A 16,841-nucleotide genomic window follows, 5' to 3' on the forward strand; every position below is an offset into this window, starting at 1 on the left:
GAGTATTTGAAGAAACTACTACCCAGTATTCAGGGCAGTCAGGGGCGGGCGGCTTCGCGGCTGCCCGCCTTTTCCATTTCCCGCCACGCCAGGAACAGCCGCGTATCGAATTCCAGCTGGTGATACTGCGGTTCCATATGCTCGCAGAGCCGATAGAACGCCTTGTTGTGGTCGGATTCCTTCAGGTGCGCCAACTCATGCACCACGATCATCCGCAGGAATTCGGGCGGCGCTTCCTTGAATAGCGACGCCACGCGGATTTCCTTTTTCGCCTTCAGCTTGCCGCCCTGCACGCGCGAGATGGCCGTGTGCAGGCCCAGCGCGTGCTGCGCGGTGTCGAGCCGGGCGTCGTAGCCCACCTTGTGCAGCGGCGGGGCGCTGCGCAGGTATTCCTGCTTGATGTCGGACGTGTAGTCGTAGAGTGCGCGGTCGGTCTGGATCGTGTGGCGCTCGGGGTAGCGGCGCGCGATGTGGTCGCCCAGCGTGCCGGCCGCCATCGCGGCGCGCACTTGGTCGAGCACATTGGGCGGATAGCCGCCCAGGAATCGCATCGGGTCTTTCACGCCCGGCCGCCAGCCTTCGGTCATCTTAGTGGTGATGATGGTGGTGGTGCATCCAGCTGTTATCCATCGAATGCACGAACGACTCCACGGCATCCTTGTCGCCCAAGGCGTGGCGCATCATCTCGCCGCACTTGCAGAAACCCTGGTACGGGGTGATGTGCGAGCACGCCGACGTCTTCTGTAGATACAGCGTGACGGGTTTTGCGCACTTTTTGCACTTGAACTTGAGGGTCAGGGCGGGTTTGCTCATGGGAATCGGGATAAAAACTGCGTCGATGCGAAACCCGCCATTGTACCGGCCGCGCCCATCGGCCGCCGGGCAAGCCTAAGCCGGCCAATCCGTTTGCTACACTCCCGCCATTCCCCAGCATTCCAACCGAATCCAACCGAACACGCTCCATGGCACAGTACGTTTTCACCATGAACCGCGTGGGCAAGATCGTTCCGCCCAAGCGTCACATTCTCAAGGACATCTCGCTGTCCTTCTTCCCGGGTGCCAAGATCGGCGTGCTGGGCCTGAACGGCTCGGGCAAGTCCACGCTGCTGAAGATCATGGCCGGTCTCGACAAGGAGATCGAAGGCGATGCCACGCCGATGCCGAACCTGAACATCGGCTACCTGCCGCAGGAACCGCAGCTCGACCCCGAGCAGACTGTCCGTGAATCGGTGGAAGAAGCCCTGGGCGGCGTGTTCGAGGCCCGCAAGAAGCTCGACGAGATCTACGCGGCCTATGCCGAGCCGGACGCCGACTTCGACGCGCTGGCCGCCGACCAGGCCAAGTACGAGGCCATCCTGGCCGCCAGCGACGGCAACAACGTCGAACTGCAGCTGGAAATCGCCGCCGACGCACTGCGCCTGCCGCCGTGGGACGCCAGGATCGGCAACCTGTCCGGTGGTGAAAAGCGCCGCGTGGCGCTGTGCCGCCTGCTGCTGTCGCGCCCGGACATGCTGCTGCTCGACGAACCCACCAACCACCTGGACGCCGAATCGGTGGACTGGCTCGAACAGTTCCTGACGCGCTTCCCGGGCACCGTGGTTGCCGTCACCCACGATCGCTACTTCCTGGACAACGCCGCCGAGTGGATTCTGGAACTGGACCGCGGCCATGGCATCCCCTGGAAGGGCAACTACAGCTCGTGGCTGGAGCAGAAGGAAGACCGCCTGAAGCAGGAAGAGGCCACGGAGTCGGCCCGCCAGAAGGCGCTGAACAAGGAACTGGAGTGGGTGCGCCAGAACCCGAAGGGCCGCCAGGCCAAGTCCAAGGCGCGTCTGGCCCGTTTTGACGAGCTGAATAGCCAGGAATACCAGAAGCGCAACGAAACCCAGGAAATCTTCATCCCCGTGGGTGAGCGTCTGGGTAACGAGGTTATCGAGTTCGACAACGTCAGCAAGGGCTTTGGCGATCGCATGCTGATCGAGAACCTGAGCTTCAAGGTGCCACCGGGCGCCATCGTCGGCATCATCGGCCCGAACGGCGCCGGCAAGTCGACGTTCTTCAAGATGCTGACGGGCAAGGAGCAGCCGGACAGCGGCGAGATCAAGATTGGGCCGACGGTGAAGATGGCCTTCGTCGACCAGAGCCGCGACGCGCTGGATGGCAGCAAGACCGTGTTCGAGGAAATCTCGGGCGGCTCGGACATCCTGACCGTGGGCCGCTACGAAACCCCGTCGCGCGCGTACATCGGCCGCTTCAACTTCAAGGGCGGCGACCAGCAGAAGACCGTGGGCACGCTGTCCGGCGGTGAACGTGGCCGACTGCACATGGCCAAGACGCTGATCGCCGGCGGCAACGTGCTGCTGCTGGACGAACCGTCGAACGACCTTGACGTGGAAACGCTGCGCGCGCTGGAAGACGCGCTGCTGGAATTCGCCGGCTGCGTCATGGTGATCTCCCACGACCGCTGGTTCCTGGACCGTATCGCCACCCACATCCTCGCCTTCGAGGGCGATTCGCATGTGGAGTTCTTCCCCGGCAACTACCAGGAATACGAAGCCGACAAGCGGAAGCGCCTGGGCGAAGAAGCCGCCAAGCCGAAGCGCATCCGCTATAAGCCGATTACGCGCTGATCGGTGACAGGTTGTCTCCCCTCTCCCGCCTGCGGGAGAGGGGAGCACGCCAAAGTACCCTCCTCAAGCCCGGACGAGCCTCACCAGCGTGATCTCCGACGGCGCGCCAAACCGCTTCGGCGGTCCCCAGTAGCCCGTTCCGCGGCTCACATAGATCCACATGCTTTCATGCCGGTTCAGCCCATGCACATAGGGCTGCTGCATCGGCACGAACAGGTTCCACGGCCAGAACTGGCCGCCATGGGTGTGTCCCGACAGTTGCAGGTCGAATCCGGCCGCGGCGGCAGCCGGTGCCGAGCGCGGCTGGTGCGCAAGCAGCACGCGTGCCGCGGCATTGGCCGGCGCGCCGTGCAGCGCGCGTACGGGGTCGCTGCGATGGCTCTCGATAAAGCCGCCCGCCGTGAAATCGGTCACGCCGCCCAGCACCAGCGATGCCTCGCCACGCGCCACCACCACGTGTTCGTTCATCAGCACGCGCAGGCCCAGGCGGGTCAGTTCCTCGATCCACGGCTCGGCGCCCGAGTAGTACTCGTGGTTGCCAGTCACAACGTAGGCGCCATGCGGCGCCGATAGCCGCGCAAACGGCGCCGTGTGGGCCGACAGCTCGCGCACCGAACCATCCACCAGATCGCCGGTAATGGCGATGGCGTCGGGCTCCAGGCCGTTCACGCTATCTACAATGCGATTCAGGTAGGGCGCCTTGATGGTGGGCCCCACGTGGATGTCGCTGATCTGCGCGATCGTAAATCCTTCAAATTCCCGGGGCAGGTTGGCGATCGGCACATCCACCTTCTTCACCCGCGCCAGGCCGCGCGCATTGAAGTAGCCGATCACCGACACGGCCACCGCCAGCCCGACCACCGCTGACGCGCTGTAGAACGCCAGCCCCGCCGGCTGCCAGCGGGCTAGCATCGCCACCAGCAGGAAGAGGTCGCGCGCAACGGTCAGCACCAGCAGCGAAGAGAAGAATCCCATTGCGAGCATGCCGATCCAGCTCAGCTTGTCGGCCCAGCCGCTGGCGAGGCGCCGCGCCATCAGCGCGGCAGGAATCAGCAACGTCGAAGCGATCAGCCACAGCACGGCCAGCGCGTGAATGGCGGCAGGCAGCGGCAGGGCCGGCAGCAGCCGCGCGCCGATATAGGCATGCAGCGCGGCGACGATCGCGGTAGGAACCAGCAGGGAACGGCGGGAGCGCCTGGTACTCATGGCAGGGGCGTCAGAGTCGGGTTCGAGTGTAGGTGAGGCTGCCGGGGCGGTGCTTCAAGGGTCGGATTCCAACTAAAAATGGACAATGCACCACTTTGGCGCAGCCATGTGATCTGTCCGGTTTATTCAGGTCCGATGAATATTTTCGCGGCACATTGTTCTTGCAACCGCACTAATTTAGATTCATCTGACGCCGAATGCTGGAGATTCCATGTCCTGTGCGAAGCCCGCCCGTCTGGGCCAGACGATGCTTGCCTTGGCCCTGCTGGCCGCCCTGCCGCCGGTTGTGGTGGCTGCCACGCCCGCCACCACGGCCAGTCCCGTGCAAAAGCTGGCGCTGCTCAGCTGGCCGCGCAATTTCGATGTGGCCGGCGACCACGTGGAGCTCTACCAGCCCGAAATCGAGAAATGGGATGGCAACCGGCTGTCTGGCCGCGCCGCCGTGGCCATCGGCGCCAAGGAGGGCACGCCGGTCTATGGCGTGGCGCGGTTCTCGGCGCAGGCCGATATCGACAAGCCGTCGTCGCTGGTGCAACTGACGAATATCCAGATCGACAGTGTGGACGTACCCACCCGCGCCGACGCCGCCGACAAGGTGCGGCAGGCGCTGATCGGCCGGCTGTCGCCGCAGGGCCTGACCGTGCCGCTGGAAGAGCTGCAGGCCAGCTACGCGGTGTCGCAGCAACTGGCCAAGGCGGCGCGCGTGCCGGTGAAAAACGACGCGCCGCAGATCCTGTTTGCCACCACGCCCACGTTGATGGTGCATGTCGACGGCGATCCGGCTTGGCGCCAGGTGGCCGGCACATCGTACGAGCGCGCCATCAACAGCCGCGCGCTGCTGCTGCGCGAGCCGGGCGGCGAACTGTGGCTGCAGGCGGCCGGATACTGGTATCGCTCGGAATCGGCCGGCGGCACGTGGGAACCGGTCACCAGTCCGCCCGCCGGGCTGCTGGGCGCGGCCAGCAAGGTGGCGGCGTCGAAGGACGAGCTAAAACCTGACACGATGATGCCCGCCGACGGCAAGAAGCCGCCGCGCGCCCCCGTGGTGCTGATGGCCACGCAGCCGGCCGAACTGATCCTGACGTCGGGCGAGCCGCAGATGACGCCGGTAGGCGGCACCGGCCTGCTCACGATGTCGAACGCCGATCATGCGGTGTTCATCGATCCGTCCAGCAACCAGACCTACCTGCTGATCTCGGGCCGCTGGTTCCGCGCGGCGATGCTCAACGGCCCATGGGAATACGTGCCGGGCGCCCAATTGCCGGCCGAGTTCGCGAAGATCTCGCCGCAGGATCCGAAGGCCAACGTGCTGGTGTCGGTGCCCGGCACGCCGCAGGCCCGCGAGGCCGAGATCGCGGCGACGATCCCCCAGACGGCGGCGGTTTCGCGCACCAAGGCCGTCACCGCGGTGACCTACGACGGCCCGCCGAAGTTCGAGTCGATCACTGGCACGTCGCTGCGCTACGCCGTCAACACCGGCACGCCCGTGATCGAGGTCGACCCGTCGCACTACTACGCGGTGGTCAACGGGGTCTGGTTCACGGCCACCGCGCCGGGCGGGCCATGGCAGGTGGCCGCCGAGGTGCCATCGGCCATTTACACGATTCCGCCGAGCTCGCCGCTCTACTACGTGACCTACGTGCGCATCTACTCGGTCACGCCCACCACGGTGGTGGTGGGCTATACGCCGGGCTACCTGGGGGTGGTGGTCAACCCGGACGGCACCGTGGTCTATGGCACGGGCTATATCTATCCACCGTACGTTGGCGCGTATTACTACGGCTATCCCGTGACCTACGGCTATGGCGCGGGATTCGGTATAGGCGTGACGGAAGGGTTTGCCTTCGGCTTCGCGGCTGGCGCCATCTGGGGTGCGGCCGCGCCGTACTGGGGCCCGTACTGGTATGGCGGCGGCAGCTTCGTCAATATCAACCAGGCGAACTTCTACGGCCGCTGGGGGCAGGGCACGGTGACCCATGCCGAAGGCTGGAACGCCTGGACGGGCACGCAGTGGCGCGGTACGGCAGGTGCCGGCTACAACCCGGCCACGGGCGCGAGGTTCCAGGGCAGCCAGGGCGCCGCTTTCAATCCGTATTCGGGCAACTATGCGGCGGGGCGGCAGGGATCGTTCGCCAATCCGTCAACGGGACGCGAAGGCGCTGGGCGCGGTGGCGTGGCCGGCAACGAATACACGGGCAACTATGCGGCGGGCCGGCAGGCGGCCGGATACAACGCCCAGACCGGACGCATCGGGGCCGGCGAGGCGGGCATCGCCGGCAACACGCAGACTGGCCAGTACACGGCCGGCAGCCGCGGCTTTGTCGCCAATCCGAACAAGGACAACGCCGTGGCGTGGAACAACGGCAACGTCTACGCGGGCCATGACGGCAACGTCTACCAGCACACCGACGACGGCTGGCAGAAGCACACCACCAATGGCTGGGAGCCCGTGCAGCAGAACAGCGAAATGCAGGGCCGGCTGGAACAGCAACGCCAAGCGAGGCAGGCCGGGCAGCAACGCTTCAACAGCGCGGCGGCGCAGCAGTGGCAAGGACGCTTTGCCGGTGGCGGTGGAAGGTTCGGCGGCGGTGGCGGCCATTTCCATGGAGGATTCCGGCGATAGCGTCGGAATCGACTCCGGTTTTTCCCCACTCCCGCCCAGCGGGAGTGGGGCCGGGGGACAGGGCACGGCGGTGCAAATGGAGAACATCGCACTTTGAGTCGCTGGTCCTCTCTCCAACCCTCTTTCACGAGTGAGAGCGGGGACCGAGCCCTCGGTCCTGCCATCGCTCAGCGCGGCGACCACTCCCCCTTGCGAACCCCGACCGCCGTCACCAGCCCATAGGCGGTGATGCCCAGCGCAACGCCCAGGAAATGGCCGTCGAGGCCCATGGCCGCCACGTTGGCCAGCACCCAGCCGCCACCGGCGGCCAGGCCGATCCGGCTCAGGCCGGCCACGATCGGCCAGCGCATGCGCGCCGCGCCCAGCGACGCAAAGTAGAGTGCCATGCCCAGCCCGAATCCGCCGAATGCCGGGCCGACCCACGACAACGCCCGCGCGGCAATGGCGGCCACTTCGGCATCCTTGGTGAACAGGGCCGCGAACTGCGCCGGCGCCAGCCCCACCGCGGCACCGACGCTGCCGGCCAGCAGCAGCGCCAGCAGCGCCCCTACCCAGGCGGTGCGGCGCGCCGTGTGCCAGTCGCCAGCGCCCACCGATCGGCCCACCAGCGCCGTGAGCGCCGAGCCCACGCCGAATGCCAGCGGAATCATCAGGAATTCCAGCCGCGCCGAAATGCCATAGGCCGCCACGGCGGTGGTGCCGTAGTGACGCAGCTGCGCAGTGACAAGGATCGTCGTCAGGTTGGCCACCGATGCCAGCGCGCATGCAATCAGGCCGACCGCCAGGATCCGATGGAACAACGCACCCGACAGCTTCACGCGCAGCGTCGGCACAAAGCCCGCGCCGCCGCGCATCACCACCCAGGCCATCATTAGCGCCGCCGCCCACGATGCCGCCGCCAGCCCCGCGCCGATGCCGGCCAATCCCATGCCCAGTTCTTCGGCAAACCACCACGACAGCACAGGAAAGATGATCCACATGCCGGCCAGCACGCGGGCGGCCAGCGCGTGGCGTCCACCACCGCGCAGCACCGACGCCAGCGTATTGGCCAGCCACGCCGGCACTGCGCCCAGGCCGAACAGCCAGATCGCATAGGTGGCGGCCGCGTCGGCCGCCGTGCTGCCGCCGACGGCGCCAAACACCTGGCGCGGAAAGCCTGCCAGCGCGATGGCAAAGGCCAGGCCGGCCGTCACGGCGATGATCATCGCGTGCATCACCAGCGACGACGCGTCGTCGCGCTTGCCGGCACCCAGCGCGCGCGCGATGGCGGATACCACGCCGCCGCCCATCGCGCCGGCCGACATCTGCTGCAGCAGCAGCGCGAACGGCAGCACCACCGCCCAGCCGGCCAGCGCCGCCGTGCCCTGGCGCGCGGCCAGCCAGGTTTCGATCAGTTGGGAACCGGCCTGCAGGAAGGCCACGAGACTGGTGGGTGCCGCCAGCACGGCAATGCGCCGGGCGATCTCGCCGTTGGAAACCGGTTCGACGGGCGCCGCCGCTTTGGCAGCGGCCGAGCCGTCCAGAGTCAATGCGTCAGGCTTGCTCATCGGCGGCCTCCGGGGCGGGTTGCGCGCCAAAGCGCTCGCGCAGATACCGGCCGGCGCCAGGGCCAGGCCGCACGCGCAGGTCGTCGACGGTGATGGTGCTGCCATCGGCTCGGGTCAGGCAGCCCGCCACGATCTCGCCGCCGTCGCGCTTGTCTTCCAGCACGGTCAGCGGCCCCTTGTCATCGGCCAGCCAGCGGTCGGCCCAGGCCTTGAGCGACACGTAGACCGGAAAGAAGTCGCGCCCCATCTCGGTCAGTTGGTATACCTGCCGTGCGCCACCGCCGGGCGCCGGCACCTTTTCCAGCAGCCCATGCTCGACCAGCGTCTTGAGCCGCGCGCTCAGGATGTTGGGCGCAATGCCCAGGTGCTGCTCGAATTCGTCGAATCGCGAGCTGCCGTAGTAGACCTCCCGCATCAGCAGGATCGCCCATCGCTCGCCCAGCATCGCCATCGACCGCGCCACCGGGCACGGCATATTGGCAAAGTCCGTGTGTGCCATCGTCTCCTCTTTTTACTTTTGATTTGCAAGTAAAAAGGATAATAGCTTGCGATTTGAAAGTCGGTGGGCGATTTTTGTCAGGCTTGTGCGAATACCGACAACCCCGTCACCGCCTCGCGCAGGAACCCGATCAGCGCCCGCGTGGCCATCGACAGATGCGGGTTTGGCGTGGTGATGATGTAGAGGCGGTTGCCGAGGCCCTCGGGCTTCCAGTCGGGCAGCACCGGCGCCAGCGTGCCCCGGCGCACATCTTCCCAACCCATGTAGACGGGCAGCAGGCTGATGCCATGGCCCTGGCGGACGGCGTTCATAAGGAAGGGGAAGTGTTCGGATTGCAGGTAGGGCGTGATCTCCACATCGTGCCGTTCCGGCCCACACGCGGAATCGCGACCCAGGGTCAATAGGAAGCGTCTCGAAGTGTAGGGCGGGCACAGGAAGCGACACTCTGCCAGGTCCGACGGCTTCTGCAGTGGCGGGGTACGCGCCAGGTATTCCGGCGACGCGCACAGCTGCCAGCGGATGGCGCAGACCTCGCGCGCCACGGTGTCCAGCGGTGGCAGCGACGTCACCTTCAGCGCCACATCGATCTCGGCCGCGATCAGGTCGGTCACGCGGTTGGCAAAGAACACGCGCAGCGAAATGCCTGGGTGCAGTTCGGCAAACCGCAGCAACAGCGGGGCGATGAAGGCGTCGCCCAGGCCGGTGGGCACGCTCACGCGCACATGGCCGCGCAGCGTCTTGCCCAGGCTGTCGATCTCGGCCTGCGCGGCGGCCATCTCCTGCAGGATGCGCAAGCCGTGGTCGTAGAGCGACTGGCCTGCATCGGTCATTTCCAGCCGGCGCGTGGTCCGACGCAGCAGCATGGCGCCGGCCTGCTCCTCCAGTTGCCCAAGCTGCCGGCTGACCTGCGATCGCGTGACGCCGCGCCGGCGCCCCGCTTCGGCCAGGTTGCCCGCTTCGACGATATCCACGAAGGCCTGCACAAGGTTGAGATCCATGCGACGACTCTGAAAGCAATGTCAAGTTTGATGCAACATTGTGATTCGGTCAGATGGGATTGTCGATATTGGCGCGCCTCGCTACAGTGGCCAGTCATCGGTGGAAAAGTCCTGACTCGTGGCCATCCACCGCATCCGGCAGCCATACAAGGAGACCCCGCATGCCCGCAGACCTCTGGTTCGACTCGTTGCAGCGCCCTGGCGCGGAGGTGCTGGCACGCGGCACGCGGCTGGCTGGCGGGCTGAGGCGGCTTGGGCTGGAGGAGGGCGGCGTGGTGGCGGTGCTGCTGCGCAATGATCCGGTGTTTGCCGACGTGGTGTTTGCGTGTCGCGCGGCCGGCACCTACTACTGCCCGGTCAACTGGCATTTCATGGCCGAGGAAGTGCGCTTTCTGCTGGAAGACAGCGGCGCGCGGGCGCTGATCGTCCACGCCGACCTGTTGCCGGCCGTGCAAGCGGTGGTGCCTGCCGGCGTCGCGGTGCTGGTGGTCGGCGGCACGCATCCCGACGGGATCGAATACGAACCGTGGCTGGCCGCACAAGCCCCCTACGACGGGCCGCGCGTGGCCCCGCGCGGGCATCTGGCCTACACGTCCGGCACCACGGGCAGGCCAAAGGGCGTGCTGCGCCAGGCGGTTCCTCTGGCAGACCTGGACGCGCAGCAGGAACGCCTGCGCTCGCTGATCCGGCAGGCCTACGGCATCGTGCCTGGCTGCCGTGCGTTGATGTCGGCGCCGCTCTATCACAGCGCGCCGAGTGTGTACGTGCAGAACGCGCTGCAGATGGCCGAGCGCCTGGTGCTGGCGCCGCGTTTCGATGCCGAGCAGGTGCTGGCGCTGGTGGAAAAGCATCGCATCGACGTGCTCTACCTGGTACCGATCATGTACGTGCGGCTGCTGAAGCTGCCGCCCGAAGTGCGCGCCAGGTATGACCTGTCGTCGATCCGCTTTGTCGCGTCCACCGGCTCGCCGTGCTCACCGGAGGTCAAGCGCGCCATGCTCGACTGGTTCGGGCCAGTGATCCACGAAACCTACGCGTCGAGCGAGGCCGGTCTGGTCACCGTGGCCACGCCCGAGGATGCCGCAGCCCGCCCTGGCACGGCCGGGCGCCCCGTGGACGACGCCAGCGTGCGCATCATCGACGAGAACGGCAAGCCGTGCGCGCCGGGCGAAGTGGGCCTGGTCTACGTGCGCCAGCCTGCCTATCCCGACTTCACCTACCTGAACAACGACAAGGCGCGACGCGAGATCGATATCGACGGCCACGTCACGTTGGGTGACATGGGCTACGTCGATGCCGACGGCTACCTGTTCATCTGCGACCGCGCGTCGGACATGGTCATCTCGGGCGGCGTCAACATCTATCCCGCCGAGATCGAGCACGAACTCGTGCGCTATCCGGGTGTGGCGGACTGCGTGGTGTTCGGCGTGCCGGACGACGAGTACGGCGAGCGCCTGCACGGCGTGGTCGAGCCGGTGGCGGGCGCCGAAGTGGCCCCTGCAGCGGTGATCGAATGGCTGCGCCACCGGCTGTCAGGCTTCAAGGTGCCGCGCTCGATCGAGATCGTGGCACGGCTGCCGCGCGACGAAACCGGCAAGCTGGCCAAGCGCCGGCTGCGCGACCAGCACTGGGCGGGCCGCCAGCGACGCGTCTGAGCACGACTTGCCCCAAGGTTCTTTCCCCTCTCCCACACGGCGGGCAAGGGGCGGGAGAAAGGGCAGGCGTCGGCATTGCGATTCCATTCAAATAAAGCAGGAGACAACCATGCACCGTATCGCCATCAGCATCTGCGCCGCCTTGTTGGGGATCGCGTTCACTGCCCCAGCCGTGGCCGCCTACCCCGACCGGCCGATCAAGCTTGTCGTACCGTACACACCGGGTGGCTCCACCGACCAGTTCGGCCGCGCGATGGCCGAAGGCATGGCGCGTGAACTGAAGCAGCCCGTGGTGGTGGAAAACCGCCCTGGCGCCAACACGATGGTCGGCACACAGGGCGTGGCGCGGGCGCAGCCGGATGGCTACACGGTCCTGATGGGCAGCAGCGCCAGCATGGTGCTGAACCCGATGCTCTACAAGAAGACCGGCTACGACCCGAAGGACTTCAAGGTCATCCTGATCGGCATCGAGGTGCCGCTGGTGGTGGTCACCAACCCCCAGGTGCCGGCCAGCAGCATCAAGGACTTCGCGGCCTATGCCAAGGCGGCGGGCGGCAAGCTCAACTATTCGTCCGTGGGGCTCGGCAATCCGCTGCAACTGGCCACGGAAATGCTGAAGTCTGAACTGGGTATCGAGATGACGCACGTGCCGTACAACGGCAGCGCGCCGGCGCTGGCGTCGCTGCTGGCCAACGACACGCAGTTGATGGTGGACGTGGTCAGCACCTCGCTGCCGCATATCAAGGCCGGCAAGCTCAAGGCGCTGGCCGTGACGGGCCGTTCGCGGCTGGAAGTCCTGCCCAATGTGCCGACGGTGGCCGAAAGCGGCTACCCCAACTTCCATGCGGCCACGTGGTTTGGTCTGGCCGTGCCGGCCCAGACGCCGCCGGAGGCTGTCGCGAAACTGCAGGCCGCCGCGTCGCACGTGCTGACCGAGACGCCGTTCCGCAACACGTTCAATGCGCTGGGCCTGATCGTGCAACAGCCGCGCGGCCAGGCGGAGATTGACCGCTACGTGCAGGCCGACCGAGAGAATTGGGGCAAGGTGATTCGCACCAACAACATCAGCCTGGATTGAGCCGGCGCGGCGGATCGGTGCATTGCGGGAAATCGGGAGCGTATAGTTGAGGACGTTTTTTGCCACGCCCCCGCATGCGTTATCGCATCGACGTCATGACCGATCCTGTCGAACCGCCTGATTCGAGCCCTCCCGATTCCAATCCGCCATCCGAGCCCGCCCCCCGCCGCGATCGGCTGGGCCAGCTCCGCGTTCACGCGCGCCGCGCGGCGCATCGCAAGACGCGCCAGGTGGGCCGGATATCGCGCACGTCGATGCGCTATGCGGTGTTCATGTGCGGCGCCGGCGGGGTGGCGCTGTTCTCGATGGTCTTTGCCTACATCGCCGAAATTGCGCTGCGCTGGAATGCGAAGCTGACCACGGCCACGCCTTGGCTGGCCTTTGTGATGCTGCCCTTCGGACTGGCCGCCCTGCGCTGGCTGACGATCCGTCTGGCGCCGCAGGCGCGTGGCTCCGGCATTCCGCAGGTGATCGCCGCCGTGACGCTGCCACCGGCTGGCGTGGCGCAGAACGCGCTCGTGTCATTCCGGCAATCGATGTGGAAGGTCCTGCTGACCGCCGGGGCGCTGCTGGCGGGCGCATCGGTGGGGCGCGAGGGGCCATCGGTACAGGTAGGGGCCGCAGCGATGCTGGCCTGGGGGCAGTGGTGCCAGCAGAAGCTGCGTTTCCGCATAGGCTTTCATCCCAGTTCGCTGATCGCGGCCGGTGCGGCGGGCGGTTTGGCGGCGGCGTTCAACACGCCGCTGGCCGGGGTGGTCTTCGCCATCGAGGAATTGGGTCGCGGCACGGCCGTACGGTGGGACAGGCTGGTGCTGTCCGGCGTGCTGACGGCGGGCTTCCTGTCGCTGGCCGTGCTTGGCAACAACCCGTATTTCAGCGTCAAGGTGCCGATGCTGGTACTGCACGACGTGTGGGGCCCGGTCATGCTGTGCGCGGTGGTCAACGGCGTGATGGGCGGGCTGTTCGCCAAGTTGCTGATTCGCGGCGTGCCTGGCTTGGTGCCGGCGGCATGGCGCGGCTGGACGACCGGGCATCCGGTCTGGGTGGCTTTCCTGTGCGGGCTGGTGGTGGCAGCTGTGGGCTGGGCCACCGCCGGCGCCACCTTTGGAACGGGATACGAGCAGGCGTCCGGCTTGATCAATGGCGAGCCGCACAGCACGTTGTGGTTCGGGCTGGCCAAGTTCGTGGCCACGGTGGTGTCGTACTTCGCGGGCATTCCGGGCGGGATCTTCACCCCCGCGCTGGCCATCGGCGCTGGCATCGGGGCGAATGTGGCCGATGTCGTGACCCATTTCATGTCCGGCATGGCCGAGCCGCGCGTGCTGGCGCTGGTGTCGATGGCGGCCTTCCTGGCGGCCGCTACCCAGGCGCCCATCACCGCCAGCGTGATCGTGATGGAAATGACGCGCACGCAGGACCTGACCATCTACCTGCTGGCGGCATCGCTGCTGGCGTCGTTCCTGTCGCGCCAGTTCAATCCGCACCCGTTCTATCACCACATGGGCCATGCGTTTCGCCGGGAGGCGACGGCCATCGCGCGGAAGGAAGCGCCGGCATGAAGCCCCCGAAATGGGGTCCAATAGTGGCGCAAGCGCCCCTCCGCTGTCGTCGTAACAGGTGGTTACAAACTTCCCCCGGCGGACGCACGCCGAAGTGTGGGTTTGGCATCGAAGCGCCGTAGCGGACGCATTCGCGATGTCTTACCATCTGCTGCGCATTGAACGGCGGCAGCAGATCGGCCGGCAGTGCATGTGTACCGGCGGCACACGACCTCGTCGGACCGGCATCGGATGTACATCGGATGCATTTCGGGGGAGCAGAAAATGGCTATGCAACGACCGGGCGGCACACGCCCGACCACGCCGCGCACAGGCAAGCCGCACACCAGCACGCCGCGCGACAGCGCCCAATGGCACGATCTTGGCGCGGACACCGCTATCTGGCACACGCGCGGCCTGCAGGCCAACACCCGCATGCGCGCACCGGTGGCCCAGCGCACACCGTCACGGCAGTTGCCGCCAAGCCCGGTGCCGAAGCTGATTCTGTGGGCAGTGCTGATTGGCATCGCGCTGGTATGCTTCAATGCTGTGAAGCATATGCTCTGACCCAACCTGTCGACCCGGCATCACACCGTTGATGCCGCGTATCCCCGGCAGGAACCCTCGGGACGGAGCCGGCTCCAATGCGGAGCCGATTTCAGGAGTGTGTTTTGAGATTTCCTCTTGCCGGGCTGGCAATTGCCGCCCTGCTGGCGACGTCTGTCGCCCGAGCCGCCCCGGCTGCGCCCGTCGCACCGGCCGCACCGGCAGCGCAGCCTGCCATCAAGGCCCCCAATGCCGCCGCGGCCACGGCGGCGCTCCTCGACGGCAAGGACCGTTTTTCGACGATGCTCGACACGCTCGAGATCGGCAGTCCGCTACCCGCATTGCCCGATTGCGCCGACCACCGGACCCCGGATGGCAAGGACGTGACCGCGTACTGCGTGGAATTGCGTGGCGACGGGGTGATGCGTCAGGTGGGGGTGCCGCGCGCCCAGCGGCCCGCGTTCATGGACGGCCCGCGCCTGGTGGCGCTGGTCGATGGCAATGCGCTGGTGGGCGTCATCGTGCCGACCGACGGCATCCGCTCGCAGGACGCTGCTGCCCAGGCGCTCAACGCCCGGTATGGCAAGCCGTTCCGCCAGGAGATGGTGGACATGAAGGACAAGGCGGGCAAGGACGTGCGGAGTATCCACGCGGGCTGGATGCGCAAGCCGCTGACCGTGGAGCTCTACGCGATTCCCGAGGATCCGGCCGAAGGCACGATTGAACTGCTGCTGCCGCAGGCGCGAGCGCTGATGGCCAACCGCGATGCCGAAGTGGCGAAGTCGCTGGCGCCTCCACCCGCGCCGCCGGGCAAGGGCGGCAAGTCGGACAAGGCTGACAAGGCTGACAAGGCTGACAAGGCTGACAAGGCTGACAAGGCTGACAAGGCCGAAAAGACGGACAAGGTCGAGAAGAAGGCGGCAGCCCCCGCCAAGGCGGTCAACCCGGGCAGCTGGTAACGCCGGAAGCCGCCAGGAAGGGCGGCGAGGGGAGGCAGGGCGCGCGGCGTGCTGCCGTCAGAGCCCTTCCGTCAGAGCCCTTCCATCACCTTGTCCAGGCCGCGCACCACGCCGCGCACCGTCTGCACCTTGCGGATGGCCAGCAGCGCGCCGGACACATAGGGCTTGGAGCCGTCGCCGGCTTCGTGCTTGATGTGCAGGCGCTGGCCATCGGCGCCGAAGATCACCTCGACCCCCAGCTGGTATCCCGGCAGCCGCACAGCGTGCACCTGCGTGCCAGACATCGTGGCGCCGCGCGTTTCCTTCGGGCCGCTGACCTGATCCACGGGTACGGCCTGCGCCGCCTGCTTGACCTGACCTAGCCGGAACGCCAGTTCACGCACCGTGCCGGACGGCACGTCCACTTTGCCGGCCTTGGCGTAGTCGATGATTTCCCAGTGATCGAGGTGGCGCGCCGCCATCTCGGCAAACTTCTGCAGCAGTACCACCGTGATCGCGAAGTTGCCGCAGGCCAGCACGCCGCGGTCGGCCTTGCGCGCCGCGGCGTCGATCTCTGCGTAGTCGTCCTCGGACAGACCCGATGTACCCACCACCACATGCGCGCCGTGCGCCAGCGCCTGCAGGATGTTGTGCTTGGCGATGACCGGCTTGGTGTACTCGACGTAGACGTCGTACGGCGTCTGGCCCAGTTCCTCGATGCTGGCCGCCGCCACGCCCGGGGTGTCCTTGTGGCCCGTCAGGCTGGCCAGCGTCTGGCCTGCCGCGCCGCGCGACAGCCCGGCCACCAGCGTCATGTCGGCGGCGTGGGCCACGCCGCGTGCCAGCTCGCCGCCGGCCCAGCCCGTCACGCCGCCCACGGCAACGCGAATATTCTTATCCATCGTTCTCTCCCGCTCCGGTTGCAAGGAGGGCAAGCATAGCGCGCCGGCTTCAACCGCGCTGGCCATGCCCCGCGATGCCGGCTGGCGCTGGCGGGGCTAGTCCGCCGCGCGCCGCCGGTCGATCTTTCGCGCCAGCACGATCGACGTGGTGGTGTGGTTCACGCCGTCGAGCATGCCGATCTCGTCGAGCAGCTTGTCCAGCCGCGCGTGGGTGTCGCAGCGGATCACGGCCAAGTAGTCCACCGGGCCGCTGACCGAGTTCAGTTCCTCGATCTCTGGAAAGCGCTGCAGCGCGCGCACCACGGCGGGCGCCGCTTTAGGCTGCACGGACAGCCCGCAGAACGCCAGGATGGCGTTGTCTTCCATCTGGCTGCCCAGCCGCACGCCGTACCCGGCGATCACGCCCGTGCGTTCGAGCCGGGCGATGCGGGCCACCACAGTCGTGCGTGCGATGCCCAGTGCGCGCGACAGGTTGGCCGCACTCTCCCGGGCGTTGGCCTGCAGCAGCGCCAACAGATGCCGGTCGGTCTGGTCGAGTTCTGCCATGGTCGTCGATGACGTTTCGTCAAATTACTATGTCAATACGACCGATTATGCCGGGCTTTCGTCAATCTTGCGGCTATATAACGTGCGCGTGGCTGCCCATACTTCAGTCACCAACAACAAGTTTCTGACGGAGTC

15 protein-coding genes are annotated in these 16,841 nt (G+C 66.8%); 7 read left to right on the forward strand and 8 right to left on the reverse strand.

Features of this window, described 5'->3' with window-relative positions; translation table 11 throughout:
• Nucleotides 1–38: 38 nt before the first annotated feature.
• Both CYJ10_RS05575 and CYJ10_RS05580 read right to left on the reverse strand, forming a co-directional pair.
• Nucleotides 39–551, reverse strand: a complete 513-nt coding sequence (locus CYJ10_RS05575; RefSeq protein WP_101681043.1) for a M48 family metallopeptidase — start codon at nucleotides 549–551, stop codon at nucleotides 39–41.
• A gap of 37 nt (nucleotides 552–588) precedes the next feature.
• A complete protein-coding gene (locus CYJ10_RS05580) occupies nucleotides 589–813 on the reverse strand; it encodes a hypothetical protein (protein ID WP_092602214.1) in 225 nt (74 codons plus the stop codon).
• Between the two features lie 149 nt (nucleotides 814–962).
• On the opposite strand from CYJ10_RS05580, the gene ettA reads away from it, so the two are divergent.
• On the forward strand, nucleotides 963–2,630 hold the full coding sequence (gene ettA / locus CYJ10_RS05585) for an energy-dependent translational throttle protein EttA (protein WP_101680534.1): 1,668 nt from the start codon (nucleotides 963–965) through the stop codon (nucleotides 2,628–2,630).
• A gap of 63 nt (nucleotides 2,631–2,693) precedes the next feature.
• On the opposite strand, the gene CYJ10_RS05590 is transcribed toward ettA, so the two are convergent.
• Nucleotides 2,694–3,836 (reverse strand): metallophosphoesterase, encoded by a 1,143-nt coding sequence (locus CYJ10_RS05590; protein ID WP_101680535.1) that lies wholly within the window; start codon nucleotides 3,834–3,836, stop codon nucleotides 2,694–2,696.
• Nucleotides 3,837–4,047: 211 nt separating this feature from the next.
• On the opposite strand from CYJ10_RS05590, the gene CYJ10_RS05595 reads away from it, so the two are divergent.
• Nucleotides 4,048–6,459: a carbohydrate-binding family V/XII gene (locus CYJ10_RS05595; protein ID WP_101680536.1), complete on the forward strand. Its 2,412-nt coding sequence runs from the start codon at nucleotides 4,048–4,050 to the stop codon at nucleotides 6,457–6,459.
• A 167-nt stretch (nucleotides 6,460–6,626) separates the two neighbouring features.
• On the opposite strand, the gene CYJ10_RS05600 is transcribed toward CYJ10_RS05595, so the two are convergent.
• The 3 genes from CYJ10_RS05600 to CYJ10_RS05610 all read right to left on the reverse strand — a co-directional run bounded on the left by CYJ10_RS05600 (nucleotide 6,627) and on the right by CYJ10_RS05610 (nucleotide 9,503).
• Nucleotides 6,627–8,006, reverse strand: coding sequence for an MATE family efflux transporter (locus tag CYJ10_RS05600; RefSeq protein WP_101680537.1), 1,380 nt, complete (start codon nucleotides 8,004–8,006; stop codon nucleotides 6,627–6,629).
• Complete coding sequence (locus CYJ10_RS05605) at nucleotides 7,993–8,505, reverse strand: winged helix-turn-helix transcriptional regulator (protein ID WP_101680538.1); 513 nt, start codon at nucleotides 8,503–8,505, stop codon at nucleotides 7,993–7,995. Before CYJ10_RS05605 ends, CYJ10_RS05600 begins: the two co-directional genes overlap by 14 nt.
• Before the next feature lie 77 nt (nucleotides 8,506–8,582).
• On the reverse strand, nucleotides 8,583–9,503 hold the full coding sequence (locus CYJ10_RS05610; protein WP_101680539.1) for a LysR family transcriptional regulator: 921 nt from the start codon (nucleotides 9,501–9,503) through the stop codon (nucleotides 8,583–8,585).
• Between the two features lie 161 nt (nucleotides 9,504–9,664).
• Here CYJ10_RS05610 and CYJ10_RS05615 point away from each other — a divergent pair, with 161 nt between their 5' ends.
• From CYJ10_RS05615 to CYJ10_RS05635, 5 genes are all read left to right on the forward strand, one after another.
• A complete protein-coding gene (locus CYJ10_RS05615) occupies nucleotides 9,665–11,158 on the forward strand; it encodes an acyl-CoA synthetase (protein WP_101680540.1) in 1,494 nt (497 codons plus the stop codon).
• 109 nt (nucleotides 11,159–11,267) lie between these two features.
• On the forward strand, nucleotides 11,268–12,236 hold the full coding sequence (locus CYJ10_RS05620) for a Bug family tripartite tricarboxylate transporter substrate binding protein (RefSeq protein WP_101680541.1): 969 nt from the start codon (nucleotides 11,268–11,270) through the stop codon (nucleotides 12,234–12,236).
• A gap of 95 nt (nucleotides 12,237–12,331) precedes the next feature.
• Nucleotides 12,332–13,795 (forward strand): chloride channel protein, encoded by a 1,464-nt coding sequence (locus CYJ10_RS05625; RefSeq protein ID WP_101681044.1) that lies wholly within the window; start codon nucleotides 12,332–12,334, stop codon nucleotides 13,793–13,795.
• Between the two features lie 264 nt (nucleotides 13,796–14,059).
• Nucleotides 14,060–14,341 (forward strand): hypothetical protein, encoded by a 282-nt coding sequence (locus CYJ10_RS05630; protein WP_101680542.1) that lies wholly within the window; start codon nucleotides 14,060–14,062, stop codon nucleotides 14,339–14,341.
• Between the two features lie 104 nt (nucleotides 14,342–14,445).
• Complete coding sequence (locus CYJ10_RS05635; protein WP_101680543.1) at nucleotides 14,446–15,279, forward strand: hypothetical protein; 834 nt, start codon at nucleotides 14,446–14,448, stop codon at nucleotides 15,277–15,279.
• 71 nt (nucleotides 15,280–15,350) lie between these two features.
• Here the strand turns inward: CYJ10_RS05635 and dapB are convergent, their stop codons facing one another.
• Nucleotides 15,351–16,160: a 4-hydroxy-tetrahydrodipicolinate reductase gene (gene dapB, locus CYJ10_RS05640; RefSeq protein ID WP_101680544.1), complete on the reverse strand. Its 810-nt coding sequence runs from the start codon at nucleotides 16,158–16,160 to the stop codon at nucleotides 15,351–15,353.
• A 96-nt stretch (nucleotides 16,161–16,256) separates the two neighbouring features.
• Complete coding sequence (locus tag CYJ10_RS05645; protein ID WP_101680545.1) at nucleotides 16,257–16,706, reverse strand: Lrp/AsnC family transcriptional regulator; 450 nt, start codon at nucleotides 16,704–16,706, stop codon at nucleotides 16,257–16,259.
• Nucleotides 16,707–16,841 lie beyond the last annotated feature (135 nt).

The organism is Cupriavidus pauculus (assembly GCF_002858765.1).
Classification (GTDB): Bacteria; Pseudomonadota; Gammaproteobacteria; order Burkholderiales; family Burkholderiaceae; genus Cupriavidus; species Cupriavidus pauculus_B.

Bases quoted from the DNA above. Each gene is read 5' to 3' on its own strand.
- CYJ10_RS05575 (WP_101681043.1), bottom strand. From the start codon at position 551: ATGCGATTCCTGGGCGGCTATCCGCCCAATGTGCTCGACCAAGTGCGC.
- CYJ10_RS05580 (WP_092602214.1), bottom strand. From the start codon at position 813: ATGAGCAAACCCGCCCTGACCCTCAAGTTCAAGTGCAAAAAGTGCGCA.
- ettA (WP_101680534.1), top strand. From the start codon at position 963: ATGGCACAGTACGTTTTCACCATGAACCGCGTGGGCAAGATCGTTCCG.
- CYJ10_RS05590 (WP_101680535.1), bottom strand. From the start codon at position 3,836: ATGAGTACCAGGCGCTCCCGCCGTTCCCTGCTGGTTCCTACCGCGATC.
- CYJ10_RS05595 (WP_101680536.1), top strand. From the start codon at position 4,048: ATGTCCTGTGCGAAGCCCGCCCGTCTGGGCCAGACGATGCTTGCCTTG.
- CYJ10_RS05600 (WP_101680537.1), bottom strand. From the start codon at position 8,006: ATGAGCAAGCCTGACGCATTGACTCTGGACGGCTCGGCCGCTGCCAAA.
- CYJ10_RS05605 (WP_101680538.1), bottom strand. From the start codon at position 8,505: ATGGCACACACGGACTTTGCCAATATGCCGTGCCCGGTGGCGCGGTCG.
- CYJ10_RS05610 (WP_101680539.1), bottom strand. From the start codon at position 9,503: ATGGATCTCAACCTTGTGCAGGCCTTCGTGGATATCGTCGAAGCGGGC.
- CYJ10_RS05615 (WP_101680540.1), top strand. From the start codon at position 9,665: ATGCCCGCAGACCTCTGGTTCGACTCGTTGCAGCGCCCTGGCGCGGAG.
- CYJ10_RS05620 (WP_101680541.1), top strand. From the start codon at position 11,268: ATGCACCGTATCGCCATCAGCATCTGCGCCGCCTTGTTGGGGATCGCG.
- CYJ10_RS05625 (WP_101681044.1), top strand. From the start codon at position 12,332: ATGACCGATCCTGTCGAACCGCCTGATTCGAGCCCTCCCGATTCCAAT.
- CYJ10_RS05630 (WP_101680542.1), top strand. From the start codon at position 14,060: ATGGCTATGCAACGACCGGGCGGCACACGCCCGACCACGCCGCGCACA.
- dapB (WP_101680544.1), bottom strand. From the start codon at position 16,160: ATGGATAAGAATATTCGCGTTGCCGTGGGCGGCGTGACGGGCTGGGCC.
- CYJ10_RS05645 (WP_101680545.1), bottom strand. From the start codon at position 16,706: ATGGCAGAACTCGACCAGACCGACCGGCATCTGTTGGCGCTGCTGCAG.